The organism is Streptomyces sp. NPDC041713 (assembly GCF_055591085.1).
Genome location: NZ_JBVIZY010000019.1, coordinates 66,678 through 90,284, shown reverse-complemented (window position 1 = coordinate 90,284; position 23,607 = coordinate 66,678). Strand labels below are relative to the sequence as shown.

Below are 23,607 nucleotides of genomic sequence, written 5' to 3'. Positions count from 1 at the left end.
CATGACGACGAATGCGAGGGACTTCATGCCGGGGCCGCAGGACACAGTAACTCCGGACCGTTCGAGCGAGTTGTTGCCCCTGTTGGCCGCACAACGGGGAATCTGGTTCGCGCAGGCTCTGGCACCCACCGTCACCCACCACAGCATCGCCGACTGCCTCGACATCGAGGGGCCCTTGGACCCCGCCCTCCTCCAGGAGGCCCACCGCCGGGTGGTCGCGGAGATGGAGGCGCTGCGCCTGCGCTTCGTGGAGTCCGCCGACGGCCCCGCGCAGTACGTCGACGACCTGGCGGAGCCACCGGCCCACTACTTCGACGTCAGCTCCGACGCCGACCCCGGAGCCTCGGCGGAGACGTGGATGCGCGCCGACATGGCCAAGGAGGTGAAACTGTCGGAACCGCCGCCGTTCACCACGGCCTTGTTCAAGCTGGCGCCCGACCGGTTCACGCTCTACCGCCGCGTCCACCACCTGCTCCTCGACGGCGGCAGCCTGGGCATGCTCCACCACCGCACGGCGCAGGTCTACACCCAGCTCGCCGCGGGCCGGACCGTCGACGACACCCCCTTTCGGCCCTTCCGCATGCTCGTGGAGAGCGAGACGGCCTACCTCGCGTCGACGCGCCGCGAGCGGGACCGCAAGTACTGGCTGGAGCGGCTGTCCGGCCGGGCCGAACCGGTACGCCTGACCACCCGGCGCACGGCCTGCGGCGAGAACGTACTGCTCCGCAGGGCCGCCATGGAACCGGCGCTGCTGGCGAGGCTGCGCGCGGCCGCCGAGCGATACGCCGTCAGCTGGGTCGAGTTGACCACCGGGCTCACCGCCGCCTACACCGCACGGATGACCAACTCGCCCGAGGTCACCGTCGGCATGCCGGTCGCGGCGCGGCTGACCCGGGTCGAGCGCGACACCCCCGGCATGCTGACCAACCCCGTGCCGCTGCGGATCGCCACCGGCGCGCGGACCTCGCTGTCGGACTTCTTCCGGGAGACCCGGGCCGAGGCGCGCGCCGCGTTCCAGCGCAGCAGGTACCCCTCGGAGGAACTCTCCCGGGAACTGGGGCTGCTCGGCACCGAACGCCGCCTGTGGGGGCCCGCGTTGAACGTCATGGGCTTCTCCCACGACCTCGACTTCGCCGGGTCCCCGGCGCGCGTGCGGGCGCTCTCCCACTCGCACGTCGCCGACCTGATGTTCACCTTCTTCCAGACCTCCGCCGACGGGTCGGTCGAGCTCATCGCCGCCGGCAACGCCGATCTCCACACGTCGGCGGAGATCGGCGCCCACCTCGACCGATTCCTGCACTTCGCGGACGGCCTCGCCGCCGCGGACACCGAGTCGTCGTTGGGCGACCTCCCGCTGCTGCGGGCGCAGGAGCGGGAACAGCTGCTCACCTGGGGCGCCGGGCCCGTACGGGACATCCCGGAGGCAGGGGTGCACACCCTGGTCGAGCAGTGGGCGCAGCGGACTCCGGACGCGCCGGCGGTCGAGCTGCACGGCGACGTCACCTACAGCTACGGCGAACTCAACGCGCAGGCAAGCAGGTTGGCGCGATATCTGGTGTCCCGCGGCATCGGCCCCGGCAGTGTGGTGGGCCTCTCCCTGCCCAGGTCCGCGGAGGTGGTGGCCGCGGTGCTCGGCGTGCTGAAGACCGGCGCCGCCTTCCTGCCGCTCGACTCGGCCTACCCCGTGGAACGCCTCGCCTTCATGGTCGGCGACGCCTCGCCCGCACTGTTGCTGCTGCACTCGTCGACCGCGCACCTCGCCGAAGCCCTCGGCACCGAGAGTGTCCTGCTGGACGACCTGAGCCTGCGACGGACGCTCTCCGACCTGCCGGGGCACGACCTCACCGACGCCGAACGGACCGGCGCGTTCGACCCCGGGCTCCCCGCGTATCTGATCTACACCTCGGGCTCCACCGGACGCCCCAAGGGAGTCGTGGTGCCCCACCGCGGCGTCGTCAACATCACCGGCGCCATGCTCGACCGGCTCGGCTCCGGGCCCGGGAGCCGCACCCTGCAGTTCGCCTCCGCGAGCTTCGACGCGTCGGTGGGGGAGATGACGCAGTCGGTGCTGGTCGGCGGCACGCTGGTAGTGGCAGCGAGCGACCGCCTGGCGCCCGGCCCGGACCTCGCCCGGCTCATCGACGAGGCGGACATCAACGACCTGGTCCTCGCCCCTTCGGTGCTCGAAGTGATGTCGCCGGACGACCTGCCGTCCGGAGTCACCATCACCATCGTGGGTGAGGCGTCCTCCCCGGACGTCGTCAGGCGCTGGTCGCCGGTTTGCCGGCTGATCAACGGTTACGGCCCCACCGAGGCCACCATCTCCACCGCGATGAGCCTCCCGCTCTCACCGGCCGACGCCGAGGCGCCGCCGATCGGCACACCCCTGCGCAACGTCCGCGTCCGCGTACTCGACGAGCGGCTGCGACTGGTGCCCGTCGGAGCCGTGGGCGAGCTGTACGTGGCAGGGGCCGGTGTGACGCAGGGCTACCGGGGGCGCGACGAACTGACCGCGGAACGCTTCGTGCGCGACCCCTACGGGCCCGAGGGCACCCGGATGTACCGCACGGGGGACCTGGTCCGCTGGACGGCCGACGGCGAGCTGGTCTTCGTCGGCCGCAACGACGACCAGGTCTCGCTGCGCGGCCACCGCATCGAGCTCGGCGAGGTCGAGGCCGGGATCAGGGCCGTGCCGGGGGTCGCGAGGGTCGCGGCCACCGTGCTGGAGGACGAGGCCGGCGAACGGCGGCTGATCGGGTACGCCGTGCCCGAACCCGGCCGGCGTCTCGATCCGGCCGCCGTACGCTCCGACGTCGGCGACCGACTGCCCGGCTATATGACACCGAGCCGTCTTGTGATCCTGGACGAACTGCCGCTGACCGCCAGCGGCAAACTGGACCGCAACGCCCTGCCCCCGCCGACCGCGGCAGTCGTCGACCGTGACCAGGTGCCGCGCACCGCGGTCGAGGAGATCCTGGCCGGGCTCTTCGCCCGCATCCTCAAAGTGCCCCAGGTCGACATCGACGACAACTTCTTCGACCTGGGCGGGCATTCGCTCTCCGCCACCCGTCTCCTCGGCCGGATCCGGTCGACGCTGGGCCGGGAACTGTCGGTCGGCGAGCTGTTCGCCAACCCCACCGTGGCCGGCCTCGCGGGACAACTGGGCGACGGCTCCGTGCGGAACCGCGACGCCGTGCTGGTCCCGTTGCGGGCGACGGGCAAGAAGCCGCCCCTGTTCTGCGTCCACCCCGCCGACGGACAGAGCTGGGTGTACCTGCGCCTCGCGGGTCATCTCCCCGCCGACGTGCCCCTGTACGGACTGCAGGCGCGCAGCCTGACCGAGGAGGCCGGGCTACCGGCCACCCTGGAGGAGCTGGCCGACGAGTACCTGGACGCCGTGCGCGGCGTCCAACCAACCGGCCCGTACCGCCTGTTGGGGTGGTCCTTCGGTGCGCGGGCCGCTCACGCCATGGCCGTACGACTGCGGGAACAGGGCGAGGAAGTGGAGTTGCTGGCCCTGTTGGACGGCGACCCCGCCGGGGGAGCGGCGGAGGGGGCGGATAACGGCATGTCGGAGCAGGAGGCGCTCCGCGCGCTCCTCGACCGCTTCGACTGCCCGGTGCCGGACACCTCGGGCGAGCCCCTGACGGTCGCGCGGGTCACCGCCGCCGTGCGGGAGTTCTCCGCCGAACTGGCCGACCTGGCGGAGCTCGACGAGAGCAGGACCGCGGCACTCGTCCGGACGCTCCGGCACACCAGCGCGCTGCTGGGCGGCCGCCGGCCCGAACCCTTCGACGGGGACGCGGTGTTGTTCACGGCCACGCGGGGCGGGCGGCCGGGGGACGCGCCGGTCGAGTCCTGGCGCCCGTTCGTACGAGGCCGGCTGGAGAACCATGACATCGACTGCACCCCCGAGGCGTTGCTGCACGCCGCGCCGCTGGCGGAGGTGGCTCAGGTGCTGGGCGCGCGGCGGGACGCCTGACGGTCCTCAGAAAGCAGCCCGCCCCCAAGCCTCGTGGCCAGGGGCGGGCTGCTGTGGCTGCCGCTGGGAGCCGATGTGGCGCGTAGCGGTCAGTACCGGATGTCCGCCAGCGCCTTGTCCAGCGTCGTGACGATCTCCTCCACGTCGGACGCGGTGACGACGAGGGGCGGGATGATCATGATTGCGGGGACCATGGCGAGCGAGGAGACCAGGACACCCCGCTCCTCCATGGCCAGCCGCAGATGGTCCGCCACGGCGCCCCCCGCGGTGGCCCCGTCCTCGCCCACCGCCATCTCGACCGCCTGCATCAGGCCGGTGCCGCGGACCGCGGCCACCTGGGGATGGCGCGCCGCCACCTCCAGGAGGCCCTCCCGCAGCAGCGCGCCCATGGCCTCGACGTTCTCGAGCACCCCGCCGTCGGCGAGGGTCTCGATGACGGCCATCGACGCGGCGAGGGCGAGGGGGTGGCCGTCGTTGGTCGAGCCGACCAGGAACTTCTGCTCGAAGTCGAGGTCGAAGAGGCGGGCAGAGACCTCGTCGGACAGCACCACGGCTGACAGCGGCGCGTATCCGGCGCTCAGTCCCTTGCCCAGGGTCAGGATGTCGGGGCGGATGCCGACCTGCTCGGTACGGGTGAACGCGCCCGTCCGCCCCATGCCGGTGCTGACCTCGTCGACGATCAGATGGATGCCGTGGCCGCGGCAGAACCGCTCCAGCGAATGCAGATACGCGTCGGACAGGACGTGCCCGCCCTCACCGACGACGAGTTCGAGGACCACAGCGGCGACCCGCTCGGGACCGTAGTCGGTGATGGTCTGCTCGAGCCCGTCACCGGGAGCGGCCGCACCCTCGAACGGGCCGACGACGTGATGGACCTGAGGCAGCAGGGGCCCCGACTGGTCGTGTACGTACGACATGCCGGTCACGGCGCCCGCGCCCGAACCGAGGCCGTGGTAGCCGCGCCACATGCCGAAGACCGCGAGCCGTTCCCGGTCGCCGCCGCTGTGGTGCAGGAAGCGCGAGAGCAGCATGGTCGTCTCCACCGCCTGGGAGCCGTTGCTGCAGTAGCGGATCTTGTTCATGTGCACCGGGAGGTGCGGGAGCAGCGCCTCGGCCGCCTCCACGGCGATCGCGCCCGGGCGGCCGTAGCCGACCAGGTTGGCGAACGGCAGGGTGTGCAGCTGCCGTTCGACGGCTTCCGTCACCGCCGGGTGGTCGTATCCCAGCGTGACGTTCCACAGCCCAGAGCGGGCGTCGAGGAACCACCGTCCCGCGGCGTCGCGCACCCGCACGCCGCGCCCCTCCACCAGCATGTTCTCGCTGGACAAGGTGGTGAGGTAGGCACCCATGCTCGGGCTGTTCCACAGCGGATAGGTGTCTCGATCGATCACGGCCTTGCTCCTTGTCTGCGGTCCGCTGACGCTGGTCTCCCGATCACCGCGCTCCGGCGGCGGGGATCGGACGTGCTTCGATGACACACATCCCGGGCGGCCCCTGGACCACACGCTCGAACCGCCAGCTGGCACGCTCCAGGAGCCGCCGGAACTCCGGCAGCGTCCGTTCCCTGGCGCGGTGGTAGAGGGCGAGCATGGCGACGTCGGCCCAGCCCTGGAGGGCCGACGGAACGGCGTCGTCCGGCAGGACGTCCTCGAAGATCCGCAGCACGGCCGTGCCGTCCCCGCCACGCCGCACGGCGTCGAGGATCGCGGCCACGCTGTCGTCGTCCCAGTCGTGCAGGACACGGGAGAGCACGTAGACGTCGGCCGGGGGCGGCGGGGCGAACAGGTCGCCGGTGCGCACCGTGCAGCGGTCGTCGACACCCTGTTCCGCGAGGTAGGCGCGGGCGCGCCCGAGCACCTCCGGCTGGTCGACGAGGATGCCCCGGGCGCCCGGCGCTTCGTCCAGGATGTCGGCGAGCAGCACCCCGATGCCGCCGGCGACGTCGGCCACCGTGCCGTCGGCGGGCCAGTCCAGGAGCGGCACGCACGGCAGCGTCAGCAGGCGCGCCTGCTCCGCCATCGCCTCGCCGAAGAGCAGTTGTTGGTCGGGGTGCTTCGCCAGGTGCTCCCAGAAGTCGACCCCGAGGGCGTGCCGGGTGGCGGGCCCACCGTCCTTGAGGGTCGCGGTGAGCGCGTTGCCGACGTCCGGGATGCCGAAGGTGGCGAACGTCGCCCACAGCGACAACGGGTGACGGCGGGTCAACACCCTGCCCTGATCGGTGAGTTCCGCGCTGCTTCGGTCCGCGTCGATGTCGACGACCCCGCTGCCCGCGAGGAGCACGAGCACCCGTCGCAGGGCGTCCTCGTCCGTACCGGTCTCCGCGGCGAGTTCGGCGATGCCACGTCTGCCGTCCGCCATGCGGTCGGGGATGGACAGCCGACTGACGGCACTGAGGCAGTGAAAGACGAGGCCCTGCCGATAGACGTCCAACAACGCGGCGACATCGCGTAATGGTTCAGCAGCCAAGAATCCTCCAGCAAGCCGTTGACGTCTGCTTTCGCCGCGATGCGGTGCAGGTCGTCCGTGATGCGGCACAGGATGTTCCGCGGATGCGCTTTGCGTGGGGAGAGCCGGGACCGTACGAGCACCCTTGAGGGGTGATCCGATTACGTCCGGTATACCGAGAGTGACGAATCCGGCTCGGGCAATCGTAGACTATACATGCCGAGTTGAAGGAAAGGGGGCCTTGACTGTGGGCGCCGCCCGCAATGAAGATGGCATGCGGGTGCGCCACTGGTGCACCGGAGATACAGCTGTCCTGGCCGTAGAGATTCCCGACGCACCACGATTTGAGCGTATTCGGAACGCCGGAGAGATGAAGCACATCTCCGTGACCGGACCCTGCCCCGAGGCAGTGGCGATTTCCATGCAGGCGGCTGCAGTCGTCCACCGCAGCCCCGCACTTCACTGCTCCCGACAGTGGTCGGTCGAGAAGGGGGACCAATGGGACGCCCAGCGGACGGAGGGGCGAGAAGTGATGCCCCACCACCGATGGATGCAGTAGCCATTCGTGAAGTGCGAAACGCAATTCGTGGCGAGATCAACGGCCGATTATTCACGTTTAAAGTGCTGGTCTGCGCCGTGATCACGGTGGCGGGATGCTGGCTCGCGCTCCAGTCGCAGGTGCCCCTCCGAGTGATCGGGATCCTGCTGATCGGGCTCATGTTCGCGCACGCCGCGGAGCTGCAGCACGAGACCCTGCACGGTCTCGCCTACCGCGGCCGGCGTGCCAACCGCGTGGTGGGCGTGGCGCTCGGACTGCCGATGCTCATCTCGTTCACCGCGTACCGCGTGGCCCACATGCGCCACCACCGAGACCTCGGCACGCCGGGCAACCGTGAGTTCTTCGACTACGGGGACCAGTACGGCAAGAGCGAGCACCCCAGCCGGTTGGGGACCGCGCTGACCTGGCTCGTCCGCTTCACCATGGCGTACCACTACTGGCAGTTCGCGCTCGGCGTCGGCAGGGCGCTGCGGGGTGGCCCCTTCGACGGGGAGAGTGCCCGCAACACCCGCCGCATCCGCGTCGAGCACCTGCTGGCCCTGGCCGCACTCGTCGCCGCGGTCGCGCTCTCCGTGGCGTACGCGGACACCGCCGCCGTGTGGATCTGGCTGCTTCCGCTGGTCCTGGTGGCGGCACCGGTGCACGCCCTGATCGAACTGCCCGAGCACTTCCGCTGCGACACGCTCGACCGCTCGCCGTTCGCCAACACCCGGACCATCAAGTCCAACGTGCTGCTGACCTGGTACACGAACGGAAACAACTTCCATGTCGAGCACCATCTGATGCCCAACCTTCCCATCGAGCGGCTGCCGGACCTCCATGTCGAGGTGCGCGACCGCCTGCGCCACTACCACTCCGGCTACTTCGCCTACTTCAAGAGCTTCGTCGGCAGCAAGTAGCCCCTCCCCGCGATCCGGACGGCGGAGCTGGACCGTAGACGGACGGACGACGGACGACGGACGGAAGGAAGGGACCATGCTCGACGACATCACCTTCCGCAGGGCGCGCACCCCGGCGGAGGCCGCGGACGTGCTGAGACTGCGGGAAGCGGTGTACGTGCAGGACCAGGAGCGGCTGACCGACACCGCCCAGACCGCCGACACCTTCGACAAGTTCGACGCCCAGGCCTACTACCTCCTCGCGTACGCCGGAACCGAAGCGGTCGGCACGATAAAGATCGTCCCCGACTCACCGGCAGGTCTGCCCTGCGAGGACGTCGCCGACCTCGGCGGGTGGCGCACCGGACACCGGCTCGTGGAGTTCGGCCACCTGATGACGCTGCCGGACGTGCGCCACCACAAGGTGGGCATGCGGCTCATGCGCGAGGCACTGGTGCACAGCGTTCGGACACACCAAGTCACCTGCATCCTGGGCGACTTCTTCGTCGACGACCTCGACGGCCGGCTGCGCGACTTCTACACCGACATCGGCTTCGTACCGGTCCACGGCCCCTACAAGGACCCCCGCTTCACCGGTGCGCCGCTGAGCATGGTGGCCGCGCTCGACGTGCCGGAGGCGGTGCGCCGCTGCAAGGAGCCGGGGGCCGAGGCCAACCGGGTGCTCGGCTATTTCTTCCGGGACTTCGACGGTTACGCGAGGGGGTCCTCCGAGTATGCGGACATACCGGCAGGTACTGGCTGAGGCCAAGGCGGCGCACAACCACCCCACCTATTCGAAGATGGCCTTCGTCATGGGGTGCGGTGTCCAGGGCGTGGGCACCGGGTCCAGCGTCCTCGACGACGCGGGGCGCTCCTTCCTGGCCCTGTTCGACCAGTACGGGAACCAGTCCCTGGGCTACTCCCACCCCCGGATCGTCGCCGCGATCCGCGACCAGCTCGACTCCGGTGTCCTCAACAGCAGCAAGATCATGTTCGAGGAGGTGCAGATCCGCCTCACCGAACGGCTGGCCGAACTCACGGGCCAGCAGCTGCCGTTCGCCTACCTCGCCAACGGCGGCGGCGAGACGGTCGACAACGCCCTGAAGCTGGCCAGGGCTGCCACCGGCCGGCCGCGGTTCATCAGCGCGCTCGGCTGTTTCCACGGCAAGACCTTCGCCACGCTCGGCGCGGCGGCCCGGCCCGAGCACCAGGAGCGTCTCGGCCCGCTCATGTCCGAGTTCCAGCAGGTGCCCTTCGGGGACATCGACGCGCTGGCCGCGGCCCTGGACGGCTCCGTGGCGGCCGTGCTGCTCGAACCCATCCAGGCGGAGGCCGGCGTCGTCCCGCCACCACCGGGCTATCTGCGCGAGGTCCGACGGCTGTGCACCGAGGCCGGCGCGCTGCTCGTGCTCGACGAGATGCAGACCGCGTTCGGCCGGTGCGGCACCTTCTTCGCGTACCAGCGGTACGACATCACCCCGGACCTCGTCTGTGTCGGCAAGGCGTTCGGCGGCGGCATGCTCGCGCTGTCCGCGGTTTTGGGCACCGAGGCCGTCTGGGACGTCCTGCGCGAGCTGCCCTCCACCTTCGGCTCCAGCCTCGGCGGCAACCCCCTGGCGTGCCGGGCCGGCCTGGAGACCATCGCCATCGCCTCCGACGAGGAGTTCCTGGCCGGTGTCCGCGCCAAGGGAGAGCGGATCACCGCCCGGCTGACCGCCGCCGCAGAGCGCTACCCGGAGGTGATCGCGGAACACCGCGGCGTCGGCATGATGCACGGCCTGGAACTCCGCGACGACGCGCTGACCGGTCTTGTCCTCGGGCGCCTCATCGAGGAGGGCGTGACGTCCACGTACTCCCTCTACAACCCCCGAGTACTGCGGGTCCAGCCGCCCCTGGTCATCTCCGACGCCGACCTGGAACGCGGCCTGAGCGTCCTGGAGGGCGTCCTGGCCGAGGCCGACGCGGCCCGGGGGAGCGTACGGACGACGGTGACACCGTCCCCGCTCACCCGCGGCGCCACGCTGGCCCGGCCCGCCGACGCCGTCATCGAGCTCCTGCACGCCCGGCCGCGGCTCCTCGACCCGTTCGCCCGGGACAACCGGGCCGAGCGACCGGGCCCGGAGGAGGAGTTCAGCGGCCGACTCGGACAGGACGAGGTGGTCTGGGCCGACCGCGTCGAACTCCGCGACGACGGCCTCGCGTTGCGAGCGGACCCGTGCTGGCTGTGGCAGGAACTGGACCGCACCACGGTGGTGCGACCGGTGCCCGGCGGCGGCTGCGCCGTCGAGGTCCGCGTCGCCTGGGACACCGGCAGCGGCGGCTACGAGGAGATGCTCGGAGGCCGGGTCGCCCTGTTCGTCGAGGACCGCCTCACCCACCTGCTGGCCCGTCTGGAAAAGGAGTTGGAGAACGCGTGAGCATGAACATCGCGGAGCTCGGCGACCGGTACCGCAAGCACACCGACGCACAGCTGACCGAGATCGACATCTCGGGCGGGCGACGCGTCGTCACGTACAGCCGGCTCCACGAACTCGCCGCGGAGCGCGCGGAACAGCTGGCGGCGGCCGGCGTACGGCCGGGGCAGCTGATCGGCATCCGCGCGCCCGGTTCCATCGACTGGATCACCTGGGACCTCGCGACGCTGATGCACGGCGCGGTGCTCAAGGCGTTACCCGAGGACACCGAGGTGTCCGACCCGGCCGAGTTCGTGGCCCGGCACGAACTCGCCCTGCTGATCGCCGAAGGCCTCGACTCCGACTGCCCCGCGGTGATCGCGCCGGGCGGACGGCCCGGCCCCGGCGTGGTGCCGGCCACGGCAGGACGGGTGGACCGCGAGCAGGTCCACAGCCTCGTCTACTCCTCGGGCACCTCGGGAAAGCTGAAGGGGCTGAACATCAGCGCCAAGGGCACCGAGTACGTCATCAACCGGTTCATCGAGGCGTTCCACCTCACCCCGGACGACCGCCATCTGATCTTCCTGCCGCTCTCCAACTACCAGCAGCGGCTCTCCCTCTACTGCTGCCTGTGGCTCGGCGCCGACCTGACGCTCGCCCCCTACCAGCGTGTCTTCCAGGCCGTCAGAAGCGAACGGCCCACCTTCCTGATCGGCCCCCCGGTCTTCTACGACACGGTGCTGCAGCTGCACCGCAAGTCTCCCGACGCGGGCACGCTCGGTGACTTCCTGGGCGGCGCGATCCGCTTCCTGATCACCGGCATGGCCCCCATCAGGAGGGAGACGCTGGACGCGTTCTGGGACAGGGGCGTCAAGCTCCTGGAGGCCTACGGTCTGACCGAGACCGGAATGGTCGCCTGGAACACCGAGGACCGGCACCGGCTCGGCTCCGTCGGCAGGCTCCTCGACCCGAGCCACGTCCGCCTCCTCGACGACGGCGAGGTGATCCTGGACCGGCCCGCCCCGCTAAGCAGTGGCTACTTCGAAGCTCCCGACGAGGGGGCCGACGAGACCTTCCGCTCCGACGGCACCATCGCCACGGGCGACTACGGCGCGCTCGACGCCGACGGGTTCCTCACCCTCCTCGGCCGCAAGAAGGACGTGATCGCCCTCGGCAACGGGCGCAAGGTGCACCCCGCCCAGATCGAGGAGGCCTTCGCCTCGGTGGACGGGATCGCGGAGATCATCGTCGTGCCCACCCCGGAATCCGGCCGGCTCGGTGCCGTGGTCACCACCACCGACCCCGCGGACCACGACCTGCCGGCCACGGTGCGCACCCGCATCGACCAGGTCAACCGCCGCCTCGACCCGCACCAGCGGATCGTCTCCGTGATCTTCTCCGAACGTCAACTCCGTTCGGACGCACGGTTCATGACCGGAAACCTGAAGCTGAGCAGGGCCAGTGTCGCGCGGCACTTCGCCGACACGGTGCGCGGCGAGGGCGCGGCCGGCGAGGGGGCGGACCCCCGGTGACCCCGCCACCGGAGACGGCACCCGGCGCCCACCGGATCGTCGACGCGCAGGTCAACCTGGCCAGCCTGCTCGCCATCCCCCGGGCCTTCATCGAGCACCAGGCCACCAACGTCCACCACCGGCTCGACGCCTACGGGGTGGGCGGCCGGCCCGACCGCGTACGCAACCAGGTCTTCTCGCTGTACGCGGACGACGACGCGGACCAACTCGTCGCGGAGATGGACGAGGCGGGGGTGGACCAGGCCTTCCTCATCGCGCCCGACTACTCGCACGTGGCGGAGTGCGCGCTGAGCCAGCCCGAACTGGCCGCTCTGCACGACCGGGTGAACCGACGCCACCCCGGAAGGTTCCACGTCTTCTGGGGAGTGGACCCACGCGGCGGACAGGACGGCATCGACCTGTTCGAGCGGTGCGTGAGCGAGTACGGGTTCGCCGGCCTCAAGCTCTATCCGCCCTGCGGGTACGAGCCCAGTGACCCGCGCCTGTACCCGTACTTCGAGCGCTGCGCCCACTACGGCGTCCCGGTGCTCACCCACACCGGCCCCGGCTGGGGGCCGCTGGACTTCACCTTCGGCAGGCCGCTCCTCGTGGACCGGGCGGCCCGCGACTTCCCCGGGGTCGACTTCATCCTCGGGCACGGCGGGGTCACCCATGTCGAGGAGGCCGCGTACCTCTGCGCCCACCGGCCCAACGTCCACCTCGACATCAGCCAGTTCCACTCGGTGCTCAGCGCCGACGGCTGGCAGACCCACGTCAACCGGCTCTTCCGGGCCGGGATAGCGCACAAGATCCTCTTCGGCACCTGCTGGCCGTCCTTCCGCATGTCGGAGTCGCTCGGCGGCCTGCTGAAGGAGTTCGCCCGGGGAGCGCCGGCCGTGGCCGGACTGCGGGAGGCGGAACGCAAGATGATCATGAGCGGCAACAGCCTCCGCCTCGTGGGGCGGAAACCTGCGGAGCAAAGGGGTGGTCGGCCGTGAGCGACGACGTCTCGGCGGTGGAGAAGGATCTCATCGCGTGGGTGGAGAACTGGAACGAGGGGGAGGCGGAGGCCGACGTCGACGCCGAGACGGAGCTCACCCACTCCGGCCTGCTCGACTCGATGGCGCTGGTCGGCCTCATCTCCTATCTGGAGGAGCGCAGCGACCGGGAGTTCGACTACTCGACCTACGACCCGGGTGAGGGCGTCAGCGTCCGCGGTCTGGTGGAGCACTGCTTGCGGTGATCGTCTACGACGGCCACTGCCACGTGGCATCCACCGACTTCGTCCCGTCGGCCTTCGTCGAGGGGGTGTCCCGGAACGTCCACAGCCGGCTCTCCGCGCGAGGCCCGGCCCCGGCTCCGGAGCGGATCGCCGACGGCTATCAGGCGCAGCACCAGGACCACCTCGCCGACGGCCTGGTCGCCGAGATGGACCGGGCAGGGGTCGACCGCTCGGTGCTCCTGGTACCCGACTTCAGCCATCGGATGGCCTGCCCGCTCACTCCGCAGGAGATGGCCGAGCGGCACCACCGGATCCGGCTCAGGCACCCCGGCCGGTTCTGGGTCTACATGGGGGTCGACCCCCGCCACGGCCCCGAGAACCTCCGGTTCTGCGAGACGGTGCTCGACGACTACGGCTTCGACGGCATCAAGCTCTACCCGCCGTGCGGCTACTCGCCGTCGGACCGGAGCCTGTACCCGTATTACGAGACGTGCGCCGCCCGCTCGCTGCCGGTCTTCGTGCACACCGGCCCCAGCGTGCCCTCCCTGGACACGGAGCCGGCCCACCCGCTCAACATCGACCGAGCGGCCCGGGACTTCCCCGGCGTCGACTTCGTCCTCGGCCACGCCGGGGTGACCGATGTGGAGACGGCGGCCTACCTCGCGGCGCACCGGCCCAACGTGTACCTGGACATCGGCGGGTTCGCCAGCTCCGCCACCCTGCCGAGCTGGCCGGACCACCTCAACCGGCTGTTCCGGATGGGCATCAACCACAAGGTGATCTTCGGAACGGACTGGCCGCTCGGACGGATGTCGGGAGGCCTGCGCCGCGCGGTGCACGAGGTGGTGGAGGGGCCGACCGTCTTCGCCGGGGTGCCCCGGCGCGACCGCGAGCTGCTGCTGCACGAGAACCTGCTCCGCGTCCTCGCCCCCTCCAGCCGCCCGACGAGCGGCGCGCCGGAACCGCAGGGCCGGAGCCGGACGTGAACCGGCCGGCCCGGGCCCGCGACGCGCTAGCTCGCGACGAGCTCGCTGTCGTCGTCGACACTGGTCAGGAATTCGCTGAGGAAGTCCTCGAAGTGATTGAAGGACTCGGCGCGGAACAACACCGGCTGGTATTTCTCCACCAGATATCCCTGACGTCCCATGGCCGCCGAGTCGAACGGGAAGATGTCCGCGCCGAGGAAGTAGTCCATCTCGCCGCAGGAGGACAGCAGACTCGCCCCGCAGGCCTTCGTCCGGCCGTCTTCCTTCACGAGTCCGTATTCGATGGTGAACCAGAAGACCCGGGACACGAGACCGACGGCAGCGTCGGACTCCAGGCGGCGCACGGTCTTCCCGAGAAGTTCGTACAACGTCGCCCACCGATTACTCGAAAGGTGCGTACCGTGCCCCACCACCTCATGAATCATGTCCGGTTCCGGCGAAAATCGCGGAAATGAAGGATGGCGTATGTACTGAGTCGCCTGAAACCTTCGATCGGCCAGCGACCCATAGAAATCGCGCTGCGCCACGAGGCCCGCGGCAGGGCCGAAACTGAAGCCGGTGAGCGGATGTACCCGGGCTGAGACCTCGCTGAGCTGCGGGAGTCGGTCGCGTCGCAGGTCGAGCAGGTCCGACGCGTCGAGGAATTCACGGCAGGCATGCACGCGGTGCTTGGCGGACAATTCCTCGCTCACCGTGCGCCACGTCTCGTGCTCGGCCTCCGTGTAAGGAATGTCGGGTGCCGGCTCGCCGGGCCTGTGTCGTAATGCCAGATCGGCTATGCGTGCCCGGTGCTCCTGATACGGCCGGTCCTCGTAACCGGGGTGGTCCTTGGCGAAGATCACGGATACCCGGCCGTGGTCATTCTTGATGACCGGAGAGTAGAGGGTGGCTTCCTTGAACATCAGAACCGCCTGGTGGATGACGATGATTGAAGCGCTCGACGTACCCTAACGGGTCGTCGAGTGAGTGTCACCCCTGGAGGGTTACAGGGAGGCGGCGCCTATTGCGGAAAGCCGGATCCCGCGATATGCGGGCCAGAAAGGAAACCATGAACATTCGGACTCCCCGATGGACGGCCGGTCGGGACGGTGCGGACCTCGCCGACCCTTACTTGTACACCGACGAGACGCATCTGGAAATGTGGCGGCAGGCGCGCGACGCGCATCCGGTGGCATGGGCGGAGTCGGAGCTGGCCGGCGGCTTCTGGTCGGTCGTCACCCACGCCGAAGGCTCCGAGGTGATCCGCCGCCCGACGAGCTTCGTCTCCGTCCAGGGGATGCGGCTGCAGGCCAACCCCGCCGGGGTGCGGGCCGCAGCGGGGCGCATGCTCGTCGTCTCCGACGGCGCCGAGCATCGCCGCTTGCGGGGCGTGCACCAGGCGTGGTTCAACGCGCGCTCCGTGGCCGCCCTCGTCCCCACGCTCGGCGCCCGCATCGAGGAGCGCCTCGACGCCCTGCTGGAGCGCGGCACGTCCTTCGACGCGATCGCCGAACTCACCGCCGAGGTACCGCGGTGGGCGCTCTTCGACCTCTTGGGCGTCCCCGAGGAGGACCAGGAGGGCCTGGCCCGCACCATGGAGGCCGCCTTCGACGACTCCGACCCCGGCCCCGCGGGCGAGGCCGCCCGTACCGCCGCGCACACACAGATCTTCGGCCACTTCGGGGACCTGCTCGACCTGCGTAGGGAGGAACCGGGCGACGACATCGTCTCCGCGCTCGCCGAAGCCGCCCCGGACGGCGTCCCGTTGACCGACGACGAGATCCTGCTCAACTGCGACGGCCTGATGAACGGCGGCCTGGAGACCACCTCGCACGCGCTCGCCGGGGCCCTGCTCGTCTTCGCCCGCCGACCCGAGGTGTGGCGCAGGCTGAGGGAGGACCCGGGATCGATCGACGCGGCGGTCGAGGAGATCCTGCGGTGGACCTCACCGGCCCTGCACGCCCTGCGCACCGCCGCCGAGGACACCGTTCTCGGCGACGTCAGGATCGCCGCGGGCGACCGGATCGCGGTCTGGTACCCCTCCTGCAACCGCGACGAACGAGTCTTCCCCGACCCCGACACCTTCCGTCTGGACCGTCGCCCCAATCCGCACATCGCCTTCGGCGGCGGGCCCCACTACTGCATCGGTGCCACCCTGACGCGCCTGGAGATGCGGTGCGTGCTGGCGGCCGCGGTCGAACGGATCGCGGAGATCGAGCTCGCCGGCGAGCCCGTCCGGCGCCCGTCCAACTTCCTCCAGGGCCTCTCCCACCTCCGGATCGGCCTGACGCCGGCCCGCCGCCCTGGGCCGCGACGTCCGCCGGCCGATGCGGCAGCCGGGTCCAAAGACCCGGCGCCCGGGTCCAAGGACACAGCACCCGGGCCTAAGGACGCGACGCCCGGACCCGAGGACGGGACTTCGGCCGACCTCCGCATCGCGCTGCCCGGCACGGATGCGGACGGCGGGACCGTCGAGGTGCGCAGCAACCAAGAGGTCACCTTCGGCCGAGGGCCGATTGACGCTCCGACCGACGCGCTGGATGGTGCCCAGGTCGACATCCGAGTCGAGGACCCCGCCGGTGAACCCGTCGCCGGACGGATCCGGGCCGCCGAGGACGGACTGTGGTTCATCACCAACCTCAGCCGGTCCCGCACCTATGTCGTGGAGAACGAGGAGGGCGGCGGCGAGTACGTCTGCGTGCCCCCGGGCCGGCTCGACATGCCCGTCCCGTTCACGCACGCCAGGATCAGCCTGCCGTCCTCCTCCGGCCCGGCGCAGCTGTCCGTCCGCGCGCCGTCCCCGGCCAACGCGTACGCCGCGGACGCGGACCCCGAAGAAGAGCCGAGCCCGGCGTTCGCGCTCGACCCCCGGGCCAAGTACTTCCTGGTCCTTGTCGCGCTGTGCGAGCCTCAACTGCGCACCCCCGCCACGGTGGCTATCCCCAGCACCGCCGAGATCGTGCGCAGGCTGAGCCCGCTCGCGTCCTGGCACGGGATCAGCCCGGCGGCGGTCAACTTCCACATCGAATACATAGCCCGGCACAAGCTCGGCGTACGCAACCAGCAACCCCCGGCGGGTCGTTCGGGCGGGAACTGGCTGCGCCAGGCGGTCGTCTCCACCGCGCTGCGGTTCCGGCTGGTGTGGACCGAACACCTGGCGCTCCTGCCGGCCGCGGAAGCAGGGTGACGGCACACCTGGCGCTCCTGCCGGCGCCGAAGCAGGGTGACGGTCAGCGGACCTCGCCCAGTCGCCGGGAGACCAGCTCACCCACCGACTCGGCGAACGCGCCGGCCAGCACCTGGTGGTGGGTGCAGTCGAGCGCCACATCGTCGACGGTTCCGTCCACATACGGGCCCCAGGCCTCGGCGGCGGACGGCAGGGCGTCGCCCCGGTCGAGGGCCGCGGTCACGAAGAGCATCGAACCGTGGAACGGCTTGGGGTGGAAGGTCCGGGCGAGTTCGTTGTCGTTCTCGAAGACCTTGACCATCGCCTCAAGCCGGTCCTCGGTCAGGCCGAGCGCGGCGGCGCGCTCCACGGCGTCCGGCGCTCCTCCGTCCACCCCCAAGGATTCGTAGATGGCGGCGAGCGCGTCCCCCGAGTCGTCGCCCGGCCCGTCGTCCGCGTCCCGTGCAGCCAGGTCACCGGGGTAGCCGTCGAGAACGCACAACAGCGGCACCTCTTCGCCCTGCTCCTGGAGCAGTACTGCCATCGCGTGGGCGACGAGGCCGCCGAACGACCAGCCCAGCAAGTGATAGGGGCCGGCCGGCTGGACCTCGCGCAGCCGCTCCACGTACTCGGCCGCCATCTCCTCGATGCTCGCGGGGAGTTCGCCCGAAGGCGCCATGCCGCGCGCCTGCACGCCATGGATCGGGTGGGCGGGAGCGATGTGGGGGAGCAGGGCGGCGTAGCACCAGGCGAGGCCGCCGCCGGGGTGTACACAGAACAGCGCGGGGCCCGAACCCGACGGGCGCAGCGGCAGCAGGACCCGGAAGCCGTCGTCCTCCGGTATCTCCGGACGGCCGGGCCGGTCCGTGAGGCGCAGCGCGAGCTCCGCCACGGTCGGCGCCTCGAACAGCGCCCCGAGCCCCAGCTGCCGGCCGGTGGCCGTCCGGATCCGGGCCACCAGCCGGGCCGCGAGGAGGGAGTGACCGCCGAGCCGGAAGAAGTCGTCGTCGGCCCCCACGGCGTCCACCCCCAACTCCGCCGCGAAGAGTGCGGCCAGCTGCCCTTCCGTGGCTCCGCGTGGCGCGCGGCCCGTGGCGGAGGCGCCGAACTCCTGTCGTGGCAGCGCCTCACGGTCCACCTTGCCGTTGCCGGTCAGCGGCACTTCGTCGATCGTGGCCAGGGCGGCGGGCACCATATGAGCGGGCAGGGTGCGCTCCGCGAACCGGCGCAGCTCGGCCGGGTCGGGGCGGGCGCCCGCGGCGGGCACGACGTACCCGACGAGGCGTACGTCCCCGGCGGGTGCGGCGTGCGTGGTGACCACCGCCCGGGTCACGGCGGGATGACTCGTCAACGCCGTTTCCACATCGCCGAGTTCGACGCGGAACCCCCGGATCTTGACCTGGTCGTCGGCCCGGCCGAGGAACACCAGGTTTCCGTCGGGGCGCCACCGAACCACATCTCCGGTGCGGTACATCCGGGAACCCGGCGGCCCCCACGGATCGGCCACGAACCGTTCCGCGGTCAAGCCCGGACGACCCAGGTAGCCGCGGGCCACACCGGTGCCGCCCACGTACAACTCGCCCTGCACACCGACCGGGACGGGCCGCAGCCGTTCGTCGAGCACGTAGAGGCGGTTGCCGGGCTGCCGGGCGCCGATCGGCAACTGGCCGGGCGGCGGCTGCTGTCCCGGTTCGACCCGGAACTCCGTGCAGGTGACCGTGGTCTCGGTGGGGCCGTAGAGGTTGTGGGTGCGGAGTCCGGGGCGCCTGCGGCGTGACAGTTCCAGCGCTTGTGCGGTGAGCGGCTCACCGCCGAGCATCAGGTCGCCCGTGGGCACGAACGCCCGGGGCAGGGCGTCGAGCAGCGTCAGATGGCTCGGGGTCACGTTGAGCAGGGTGCAGGGGTGGTCCGTCAGCCATGCTTCAAGCTGCGGGTCGTGCCGGAGCGGCGCGATGAGGACGCAGCCGCCCACGGCCAGGGGCGCGAACAGGGTCGTGACGGAGATGTCGAAGGAGACCGACGAGCTGAGCATGGCGACGCCGCGCGTGCCCGGGTACTCCTGGCCCACCCAGGAGACGTAGTCGATCACGGCCCGGTGGGTGACGACGACGCCTTTGGGCCTGCCGGTGGAGCCGGAGGTGTAGATGACGTACGCCGGGTGGAGGTCGCGCAGCGGGGCGCGGCGGTCCTCGTCCGTGAGGTCGCGGTCGGCGCCCGGTGACATCGGTTCCGGCCGGTCGAAGTCCCAGACGGGCAGATCGGTGTCCGGTAGGGCCGCCCGTACGGAAGCGGTGGTGAGCAGCAGCGCCGCGCGGGAGTCCGCCAGCATGAACGAGACGCGTTCGGCCGGATAGTCGGCGTCCACGGGCAGATAGGCGCCGCCTGCCTTGACCACCGCGAGCAGGGCGACCAGCAGGTCGACGGAGCCCTCCACGGCGACGGCCACCACGTCCTCGGGCCCGATCCCGAAGGCCACCAGGCGGCGGGCGAGCCGGTTCGCCCGCGCGTTGAGTTCGGCGTAGCCGAGTACGTCGCCCCGGCACCGGACCGCGGGCCCGCCGGGAGTGAGGGCGGCCTGCCGCTCCACGAGGTCGGCCACCGAGGAAGCGTCCGCACCGCCGGCGCGGGTCTCGTCCCCGGCGCCGCCCCAGTCGGTCAGCAGTCGGCGGCGTTCGGCGGCGTCCAGCAGGTCGATGCCGTGGACAGGGACATCGGGGTCGGCCACCACCGTGTTGACCAGCCGGACGAGACGGGAGGCCATGGACTCGACCGTGGCGCGGTCGAACAGTTCGGCGTCATAGTCGACCACGCAGCGGATGCCGTGCGGCTCACCGGCGGGCCCGTACTCCTCCTCCAGCTGGAAGAGCAGGTCGAACTTGGTCGCGCTGGTGTCGGTCTCCACCGGCACGGCCCGTGCGGCACCGAGGTGCCACGGCGCGGTGGACCGCACCTCGAAGGTCAGCATCGTCTGGAAGAGCGGGTGCCGGTTGAGCGAGCGGTCGGGGTTGACCGCCTCCACCAGCCTTTCGAACGGCAGGTCCTGGTGCTGGTAGGCCGCCAGGTCGGTGTCGCGCACCCGGCCGATCAGTTCCCGGAACGTCGGATCCCCGGAGAGGTCGGCACGGAGCACCAGGGTGTTCACGAAGAAGCCGACGAGGTCCTCGAACTCCTCCTCGGAGCGGCCCGCGACAGCCGAGCCCAGCGGGATGTCCGTGCCCGCCCCGAGGCGGGAGAGCAGCGCGGCGACCGCGGCCTGCAGCACCATGAAGACCGTCGCCCGGCTCTCCTTCGCCAGGGCGACGAGCCGGCCTTGTACGGCGGTGCCGAGCCGGAACTGCAGGGTGCCCGCACGGTGGGCCGACACGGCGGGCCGCGGGCGGTCGTACGGCAGGTCCAGTTCGGGCGGCAACCCGGCCAGGGCGGTCGTCCAGTAGCGCAACTGCCGTGCCTGCACGCTGTTCTGGTCGTCCGGGTCGCCCAGGAAGTCGCGTTGCCAGGCCACGTAGTCCGCGTACTGCGCGGGCAAAGGCTCTTCCCAGTCCGGTGCGCCTCCCGAACTCCGTGCCTCGTACGCCGTGCCGAGATCCCGGGTCAGCGGCCCGACCGACCAGCCGTCGGCCGCGATGTGGTGGGCGAGGATCAACAGGACGTGGTCGGTCTCGCCGAGCACGAACAGGTGGCACCGGACGGGGAGTTCGGCGACGAGGTCGAAGACGTGGCGTGCGGCGGCATCGAGGTCCTCCGTCAGCCGCTCCGGATGGCTCTCCTGCACGACGAAAACCGGCCGAGCCTCCTCGCCCCGCCGCACCTGCTGGTAAGGCTCGCCGTCGACCTCCCCATAGCCGGTGCGCAGCATCTCGTGTCGCTCGACGACGTCGCCGAAGGCCTGGAGCAGCGCCTCCCGGTCCAGGGGCCCGGTCAGCCGGAGGGCCAGCGGCACGTTGTAGGCGGCGCCGTGCTCTTCGATGCGGGACAGAAACCACAGCCGGCGTTGGGCATAGGAGAGCGGGATCATGGGTTCCCTCATCCGATGACGGTGTGACGCGGTGGTCCTACGGCTTCTCGGCCACGGACTCGGCTTCCGGTCCGGGCTTGCGTGCGGGTTCGTTCAGAGGAATGTCGCGCATGCCGCGCAGGGGCGAGAAGAACAGCCACAGGCCCGCGCAGCAACCGCCGACGACGGCGATCCACAAGGTGGTCCGGACGCCGAGGAGGGTGGCGAGCCCGCCGCCGACCAGTCCGCCGACCGGCAGGGTGCCCCAGGTGATCCAGCGGGCGGCGGCGCTGACCCGGCCGAGCAGTTCCGGCGGGCAGGCGGCCTGCCGGTAACTGGTCAGCGAGATGCCCGCGACGGTCGAGGAGAAGGTCCACGAGATCCAGCCGAAGCCGAACAACAGCACCCACCAGCCGGAGCCGGCCATCGGAATCAGCAGGCCCGGCAGCGAGAGCACGGTCATCGAGATCCAGCTGATCCGCGCGGAACCGAACCTCCCGGCGAGATGCCGCGCCGCCACGCCGCCCGCCACCCCGCCGACGGCCCCCAGCGCGAGGAGCAGCCCGACCAGGCCGGGGCGCAGATCGAGCGTACGGATGAGGAAGACCGGGCCCAGGGTCTCCACCATGATGACGAAGAAGTTGGCGGTGCCGTTGAACGCCACCGAGTTCCGCAGGATGCGGTCGCGCAGGACGTAGTCGAGCCCTTCCCGGATCTGCGACCGCAGCGTCGGCCGCGGGCCGGGTTCGGTCTGACGGCGCGGCTCGGGGGAGCGGATCGCGGTCAGCGCGCTCGCCGACAGCACGAAGGAGACCGCGTCGGCCGCCATCGCCCCCGCGGCCCCGACCAGGGTCACGAGCCCCGCGCCCGAACTGGGCCCCGCGACCTGCGCGACCGACCGGGACGCGGCGAGTTTGCCGTTGCCGTCGAGGAGTTGGTGGTGTTCGAGGACCGCGGGCAGGTAGGCCTGGTAGGCGACGGCGAAGAACACGGAGAGGACGCTGGAGACCAGGGCGACGGCGTAGAGATGAGCGAGGGTCAGGGCGTCGAGGGCGTGGGCGAGCGGCACCGATCCGATAACCAGGAACAGCGAGACGTCGCACCAGATCATCAGCCGCCGTTTGGCGACGCGGTCCACGATGGCTCCCGCCGGCAAGGCGACCAGGAGGTACGCGCTGGTCTCCGCGGCGGCCAGCAGGCCGACCTGGAACGGCGTGGCGTCCAGCAGCACGACGGCGACCAACGGCAGGGCGAGAACGGTGATCTGCGTCCCCATCTCGCTGACCGTCTGACCGCCCCACAAGAGCAGGAATTCACGGTTCTTCCAGATCGAGGAATGTCTTCTGCTGTCATCGACCATCCGTCAGATGGTGTCATCGGCCCCAACGCGTGTCCATGCCATCCTCAGTCACGGGGGTCACCGAATTCACCGGCTTCCCCCTCGCGGACGCTTCGACTCACGGTTCCCCACAACGAGACGGACGTGACCATGTGCGCTGACAACGGACGTCCCTATGTGCGCTGACAACGGACCTGCCCATGTGCGCTGACAAGCGTGTCGCCGTACGCGGGCGGGGGTGAGCCGACCGTGGGCGCCGGAAACGCGAGCGCGCGCGACACACCCGTCCGGGGCAGGGCGGGCGCCCTGGCTCTCCTGCTCGGCGCCGACGCGGCGGTCCAGTTCGGGTCCGCCGCGGCCGCCCTGCTGATTCCCGAGGTGGGGGTCTGGGGCGTACTCGTCCTGCGGCTCACGGTCTCCGCGGCACTGCTGCTCGCGATCTGCCGCCCGGCCCTGCGCGGCCATGCGACGGGGGATTGGGTGGTGGCCGGCCTCCTGGGCCTGACGCTGTGCGCCTGGAACAGCTGCTTCTATCTCGCGATCGAGCGCATGTCTCTCGGGCCGACCGTCACGCTGGAACTGCTCGGTCCGCTGACGCTCACGCTGCTCGGCTCCCGGCGCGCCACCGATCCGCTGTGGGCGCTGCTGGCCCTCGCGGGCGTGTTCCTGCTGAGCAAGGACGGTTTCGACGGTCTCGCCCCCGCGGGTGTGGCCTTCGCGCTCTGCGCCGCCGGCCTGTGGGCCTGCTACATCCAGCTCAGCGTGCGCACCGGCGCGCGCTTCCGGCGGCTCGACGGTCTCGCGGTCGCGATGGCCGTCGCCGCCGCGGCGAGCGTCCCGGTGGGTCTCGCCTTCGGGCGGGTCACCTTTCCCGAGCCGGGCGACATCGGGCTCGTCGTCGCCGTGGCCGTGCTGTCCTCGGTCGTACCCACCGCGTCGGAACTCATCGCCCTGCGCACGCTTCCCCCCGTGGTCTTCTCGGTCCTGATGAGCCTGGCCCCTCCGGCAGCGGCACTGGCCGGACTGCTGGTCCTGGACCAGGCGCTGACCCACCTCCAGTGGCTGGCCATGGTGCTGGTGGTCCTCGCGTGCGGCGGAGCGCTTCTCACCCCGGCTCCCGCGCGCCGGGGGCGGTGAGAGCGGGTGGCCCGGA

The 23,607-nt window shown here is 70.9% G+C and carries 15 protein-coding genes; 10 read left to right on the top strand and 5 right to left on the bottom strand.

Translation table 11 applies throughout. The features are described from left to right. Position 1 precedes the first annotated feature (1 nt). Entirely contained in the window at positions 2-3,982 is a 3,981-nt protein-coding gene (locus ACZ6CV_RS35235) for an amino acid adenylation domain-containing protein (protein WP_469255723.1), read from the top strand. An 89-nt stretch (positions 3,983-4,071) separates the two neighbouring features. Here the strand turns inward: ACZ6CV_RS35235 and ACZ6CV_RS35230 are convergent, their stop codons facing one another. Together ACZ6CV_RS35230 and ACZ6CV_RS35225 are read right to left on the bottom strand one after the other, a co-directional pair. Then, positions 4,072-5,373 (bottom strand): aminotransferase family protein, encoded by a 1,302-nt coding sequence (locus tag ACZ6CV_RS35230; protein ID WP_469255721.1) that lies wholly within the window; start codon positions 5,371-5,373, stop codon positions 4,072-4,074. 43 nt (positions 5,374-5,416) lie between these two features. Beyond that, the gene (locus ACZ6CV_RS35225) at positions 5,417-6,448 is read right to left on the bottom strand and encodes a methyltransferase (protein ID WP_469255719.1); all 1,032 of its coding nucleotides are present in this window, start codon (positions 6,446-6,448) and stop codon (positions 5,417-5,419) included. 549 nt (positions 6,449-6,997) lie between these two features. On the opposite strand from ACZ6CV_RS35225, the gene ACZ6CV_RS35220 reads away from it, so the two are divergent. The 7 genes from ACZ6CV_RS35220 (at position 6,998) to ACZ6CV_RS35190 (ending at position 13,976) form a co-directional block, all read left to right on the top strand. Then, positions 6,998-7,885 (top strand): fatty acid desaturase family protein, encoded by an 888-nt coding sequence (locus ACZ6CV_RS35220; protein ID WP_469255717.1) that lies wholly within the window; start codon positions 6,998-7,000, stop codon positions 7,883-7,885. Positions 7,886-7,961: 76 nt separating this feature from the next. Continuing rightward, the gene (locus ACZ6CV_RS35215) at positions 7,962-8,627 is read left to right on the top strand and encodes a GNAT family N-acetyltransferase (protein WP_469255715.1); all 666 of its coding nucleotides are present in this window, start codon (positions 7,962-7,964) and stop codon (positions 8,625-8,627) included. Beyond that, the gene (locus ACZ6CV_RS35210; protein WP_469255713.1) at positions 8,599-10,281 is read left to right on the top strand and encodes an aspartate aminotransferase family protein; all 1,683 of its coding nucleotides are present in this window, start codon (positions 8,599-8,601) and stop codon (positions 10,279-10,281) included. The genes ACZ6CV_RS35215 and ACZ6CV_RS35210 overlap by 29 nt, the downstream gene beginning before the upstream one ends. Before the next feature lie 2 nt (positions 10,282-10,283). Continuing rightward, on the top strand, positions 10,284-11,789 hold the full coding sequence (locus ACZ6CV_RS35205) for an AMP-binding protein (RefSeq protein WP_469255738.1): 1,506 nt from the start codon (positions 10,284-10,286) through the stop codon (positions 11,787-11,789). Further along, positions 11,786-12,766, top strand: coding sequence for an amidohydrolase family protein (locus ACZ6CV_RS35200; protein WP_469255711.1), 981 nt, complete (start codon positions 11,786-11,788; stop codon positions 12,764-12,766). Before ACZ6CV_RS35205 ends, ACZ6CV_RS35200 begins: the two co-directional genes overlap by 4 nt. Continuing rightward, positions 12,763-13,011 (top strand): acyl carrier protein, encoded by a 249-nt coding sequence (locus ACZ6CV_RS35195; RefSeq protein ID WP_362362000.1) that lies wholly within the window; start codon positions 12,763-12,765, stop codon positions 13,009-13,011. The genes ACZ6CV_RS35200 and ACZ6CV_RS35195 overlap by 4 nt, the downstream gene beginning before the upstream one ends. Further along, entirely contained in the window at positions 13,008-13,976 is a 969-nt protein-coding gene (locus ACZ6CV_RS35190) for an amidohydrolase family protein (RefSeq protein WP_469255709.1), read from the top strand. Before ACZ6CV_RS35195 ends, ACZ6CV_RS35190 begins: the two co-directional genes overlap by 4 nt. A gap of 26 nt (positions 13,977-14,002) precedes the next feature. Here the strand turns inward: ACZ6CV_RS35190 and ACZ6CV_RS35185 are convergent, their stop codons facing one another. Further along, a complete protein-coding gene (locus ACZ6CV_RS35185) occupies positions 14,003-14,878 on the bottom strand; it encodes a phenylalanine 4-monooxygenase (RefSeq protein WP_469255706.1) in 876 nt (291 codons plus the stop codon). Positions 14,879-15,024: 146 nt separating this feature from the next. On the opposite strand from ACZ6CV_RS35185, the gene ACZ6CV_RS35180 reads away from it, so the two are divergent. After that, positions 15,025-17,142, top strand: coding sequence for a cytochrome P450 (locus ACZ6CV_RS35180; RefSeq protein ID WP_469255704.1), 2,118 nt, complete (start codon positions 15,025-15,027; stop codon positions 17,140-17,142). A 43-nt stretch (positions 17,143-17,185) separates the two neighbouring features. Here the strand turns inward: ACZ6CV_RS35180 and ACZ6CV_RS35175 are convergent, their stop codons facing one another. After that, complete coding sequence (locus ACZ6CV_RS35175) at positions 17,186-21,148, bottom strand: non-ribosomal peptide synthetase (protein WP_469255702.1); 3,963 nt, start codon at positions 21,146-21,148, stop codon at positions 17,186-17,188. A 25-nt stretch (positions 21,149-21,173) separates the two neighbouring features. Then, complete coding sequence (locus ACZ6CV_RS35170; RefSeq protein WP_362362015.1) at positions 21,174-22,475, bottom strand: MFS transporter; 1,302 nt, start codon at positions 22,473-22,475, stop codon at positions 21,174-21,176. A gap of 195 nt (positions 22,476-22,670) precedes the next feature. Between ACZ6CV_RS35170 and ACZ6CV_RS35165 the strand changes: the two genes are divergently transcribed. Beyond that, positions 22,671-23,591 carry an EamA family transporter gene (locus ACZ6CV_RS35165; protein ID WP_469255700.1) on the top strand — a complete coding sequence of 307 codons (921 nt, stop codon included), beginning with the start codon at positions 22,671-22,673 and terminating at the stop codon, positions 23,589-23,591. Positions 23,592-23,607: the final 16 nt, after the last annotated feature.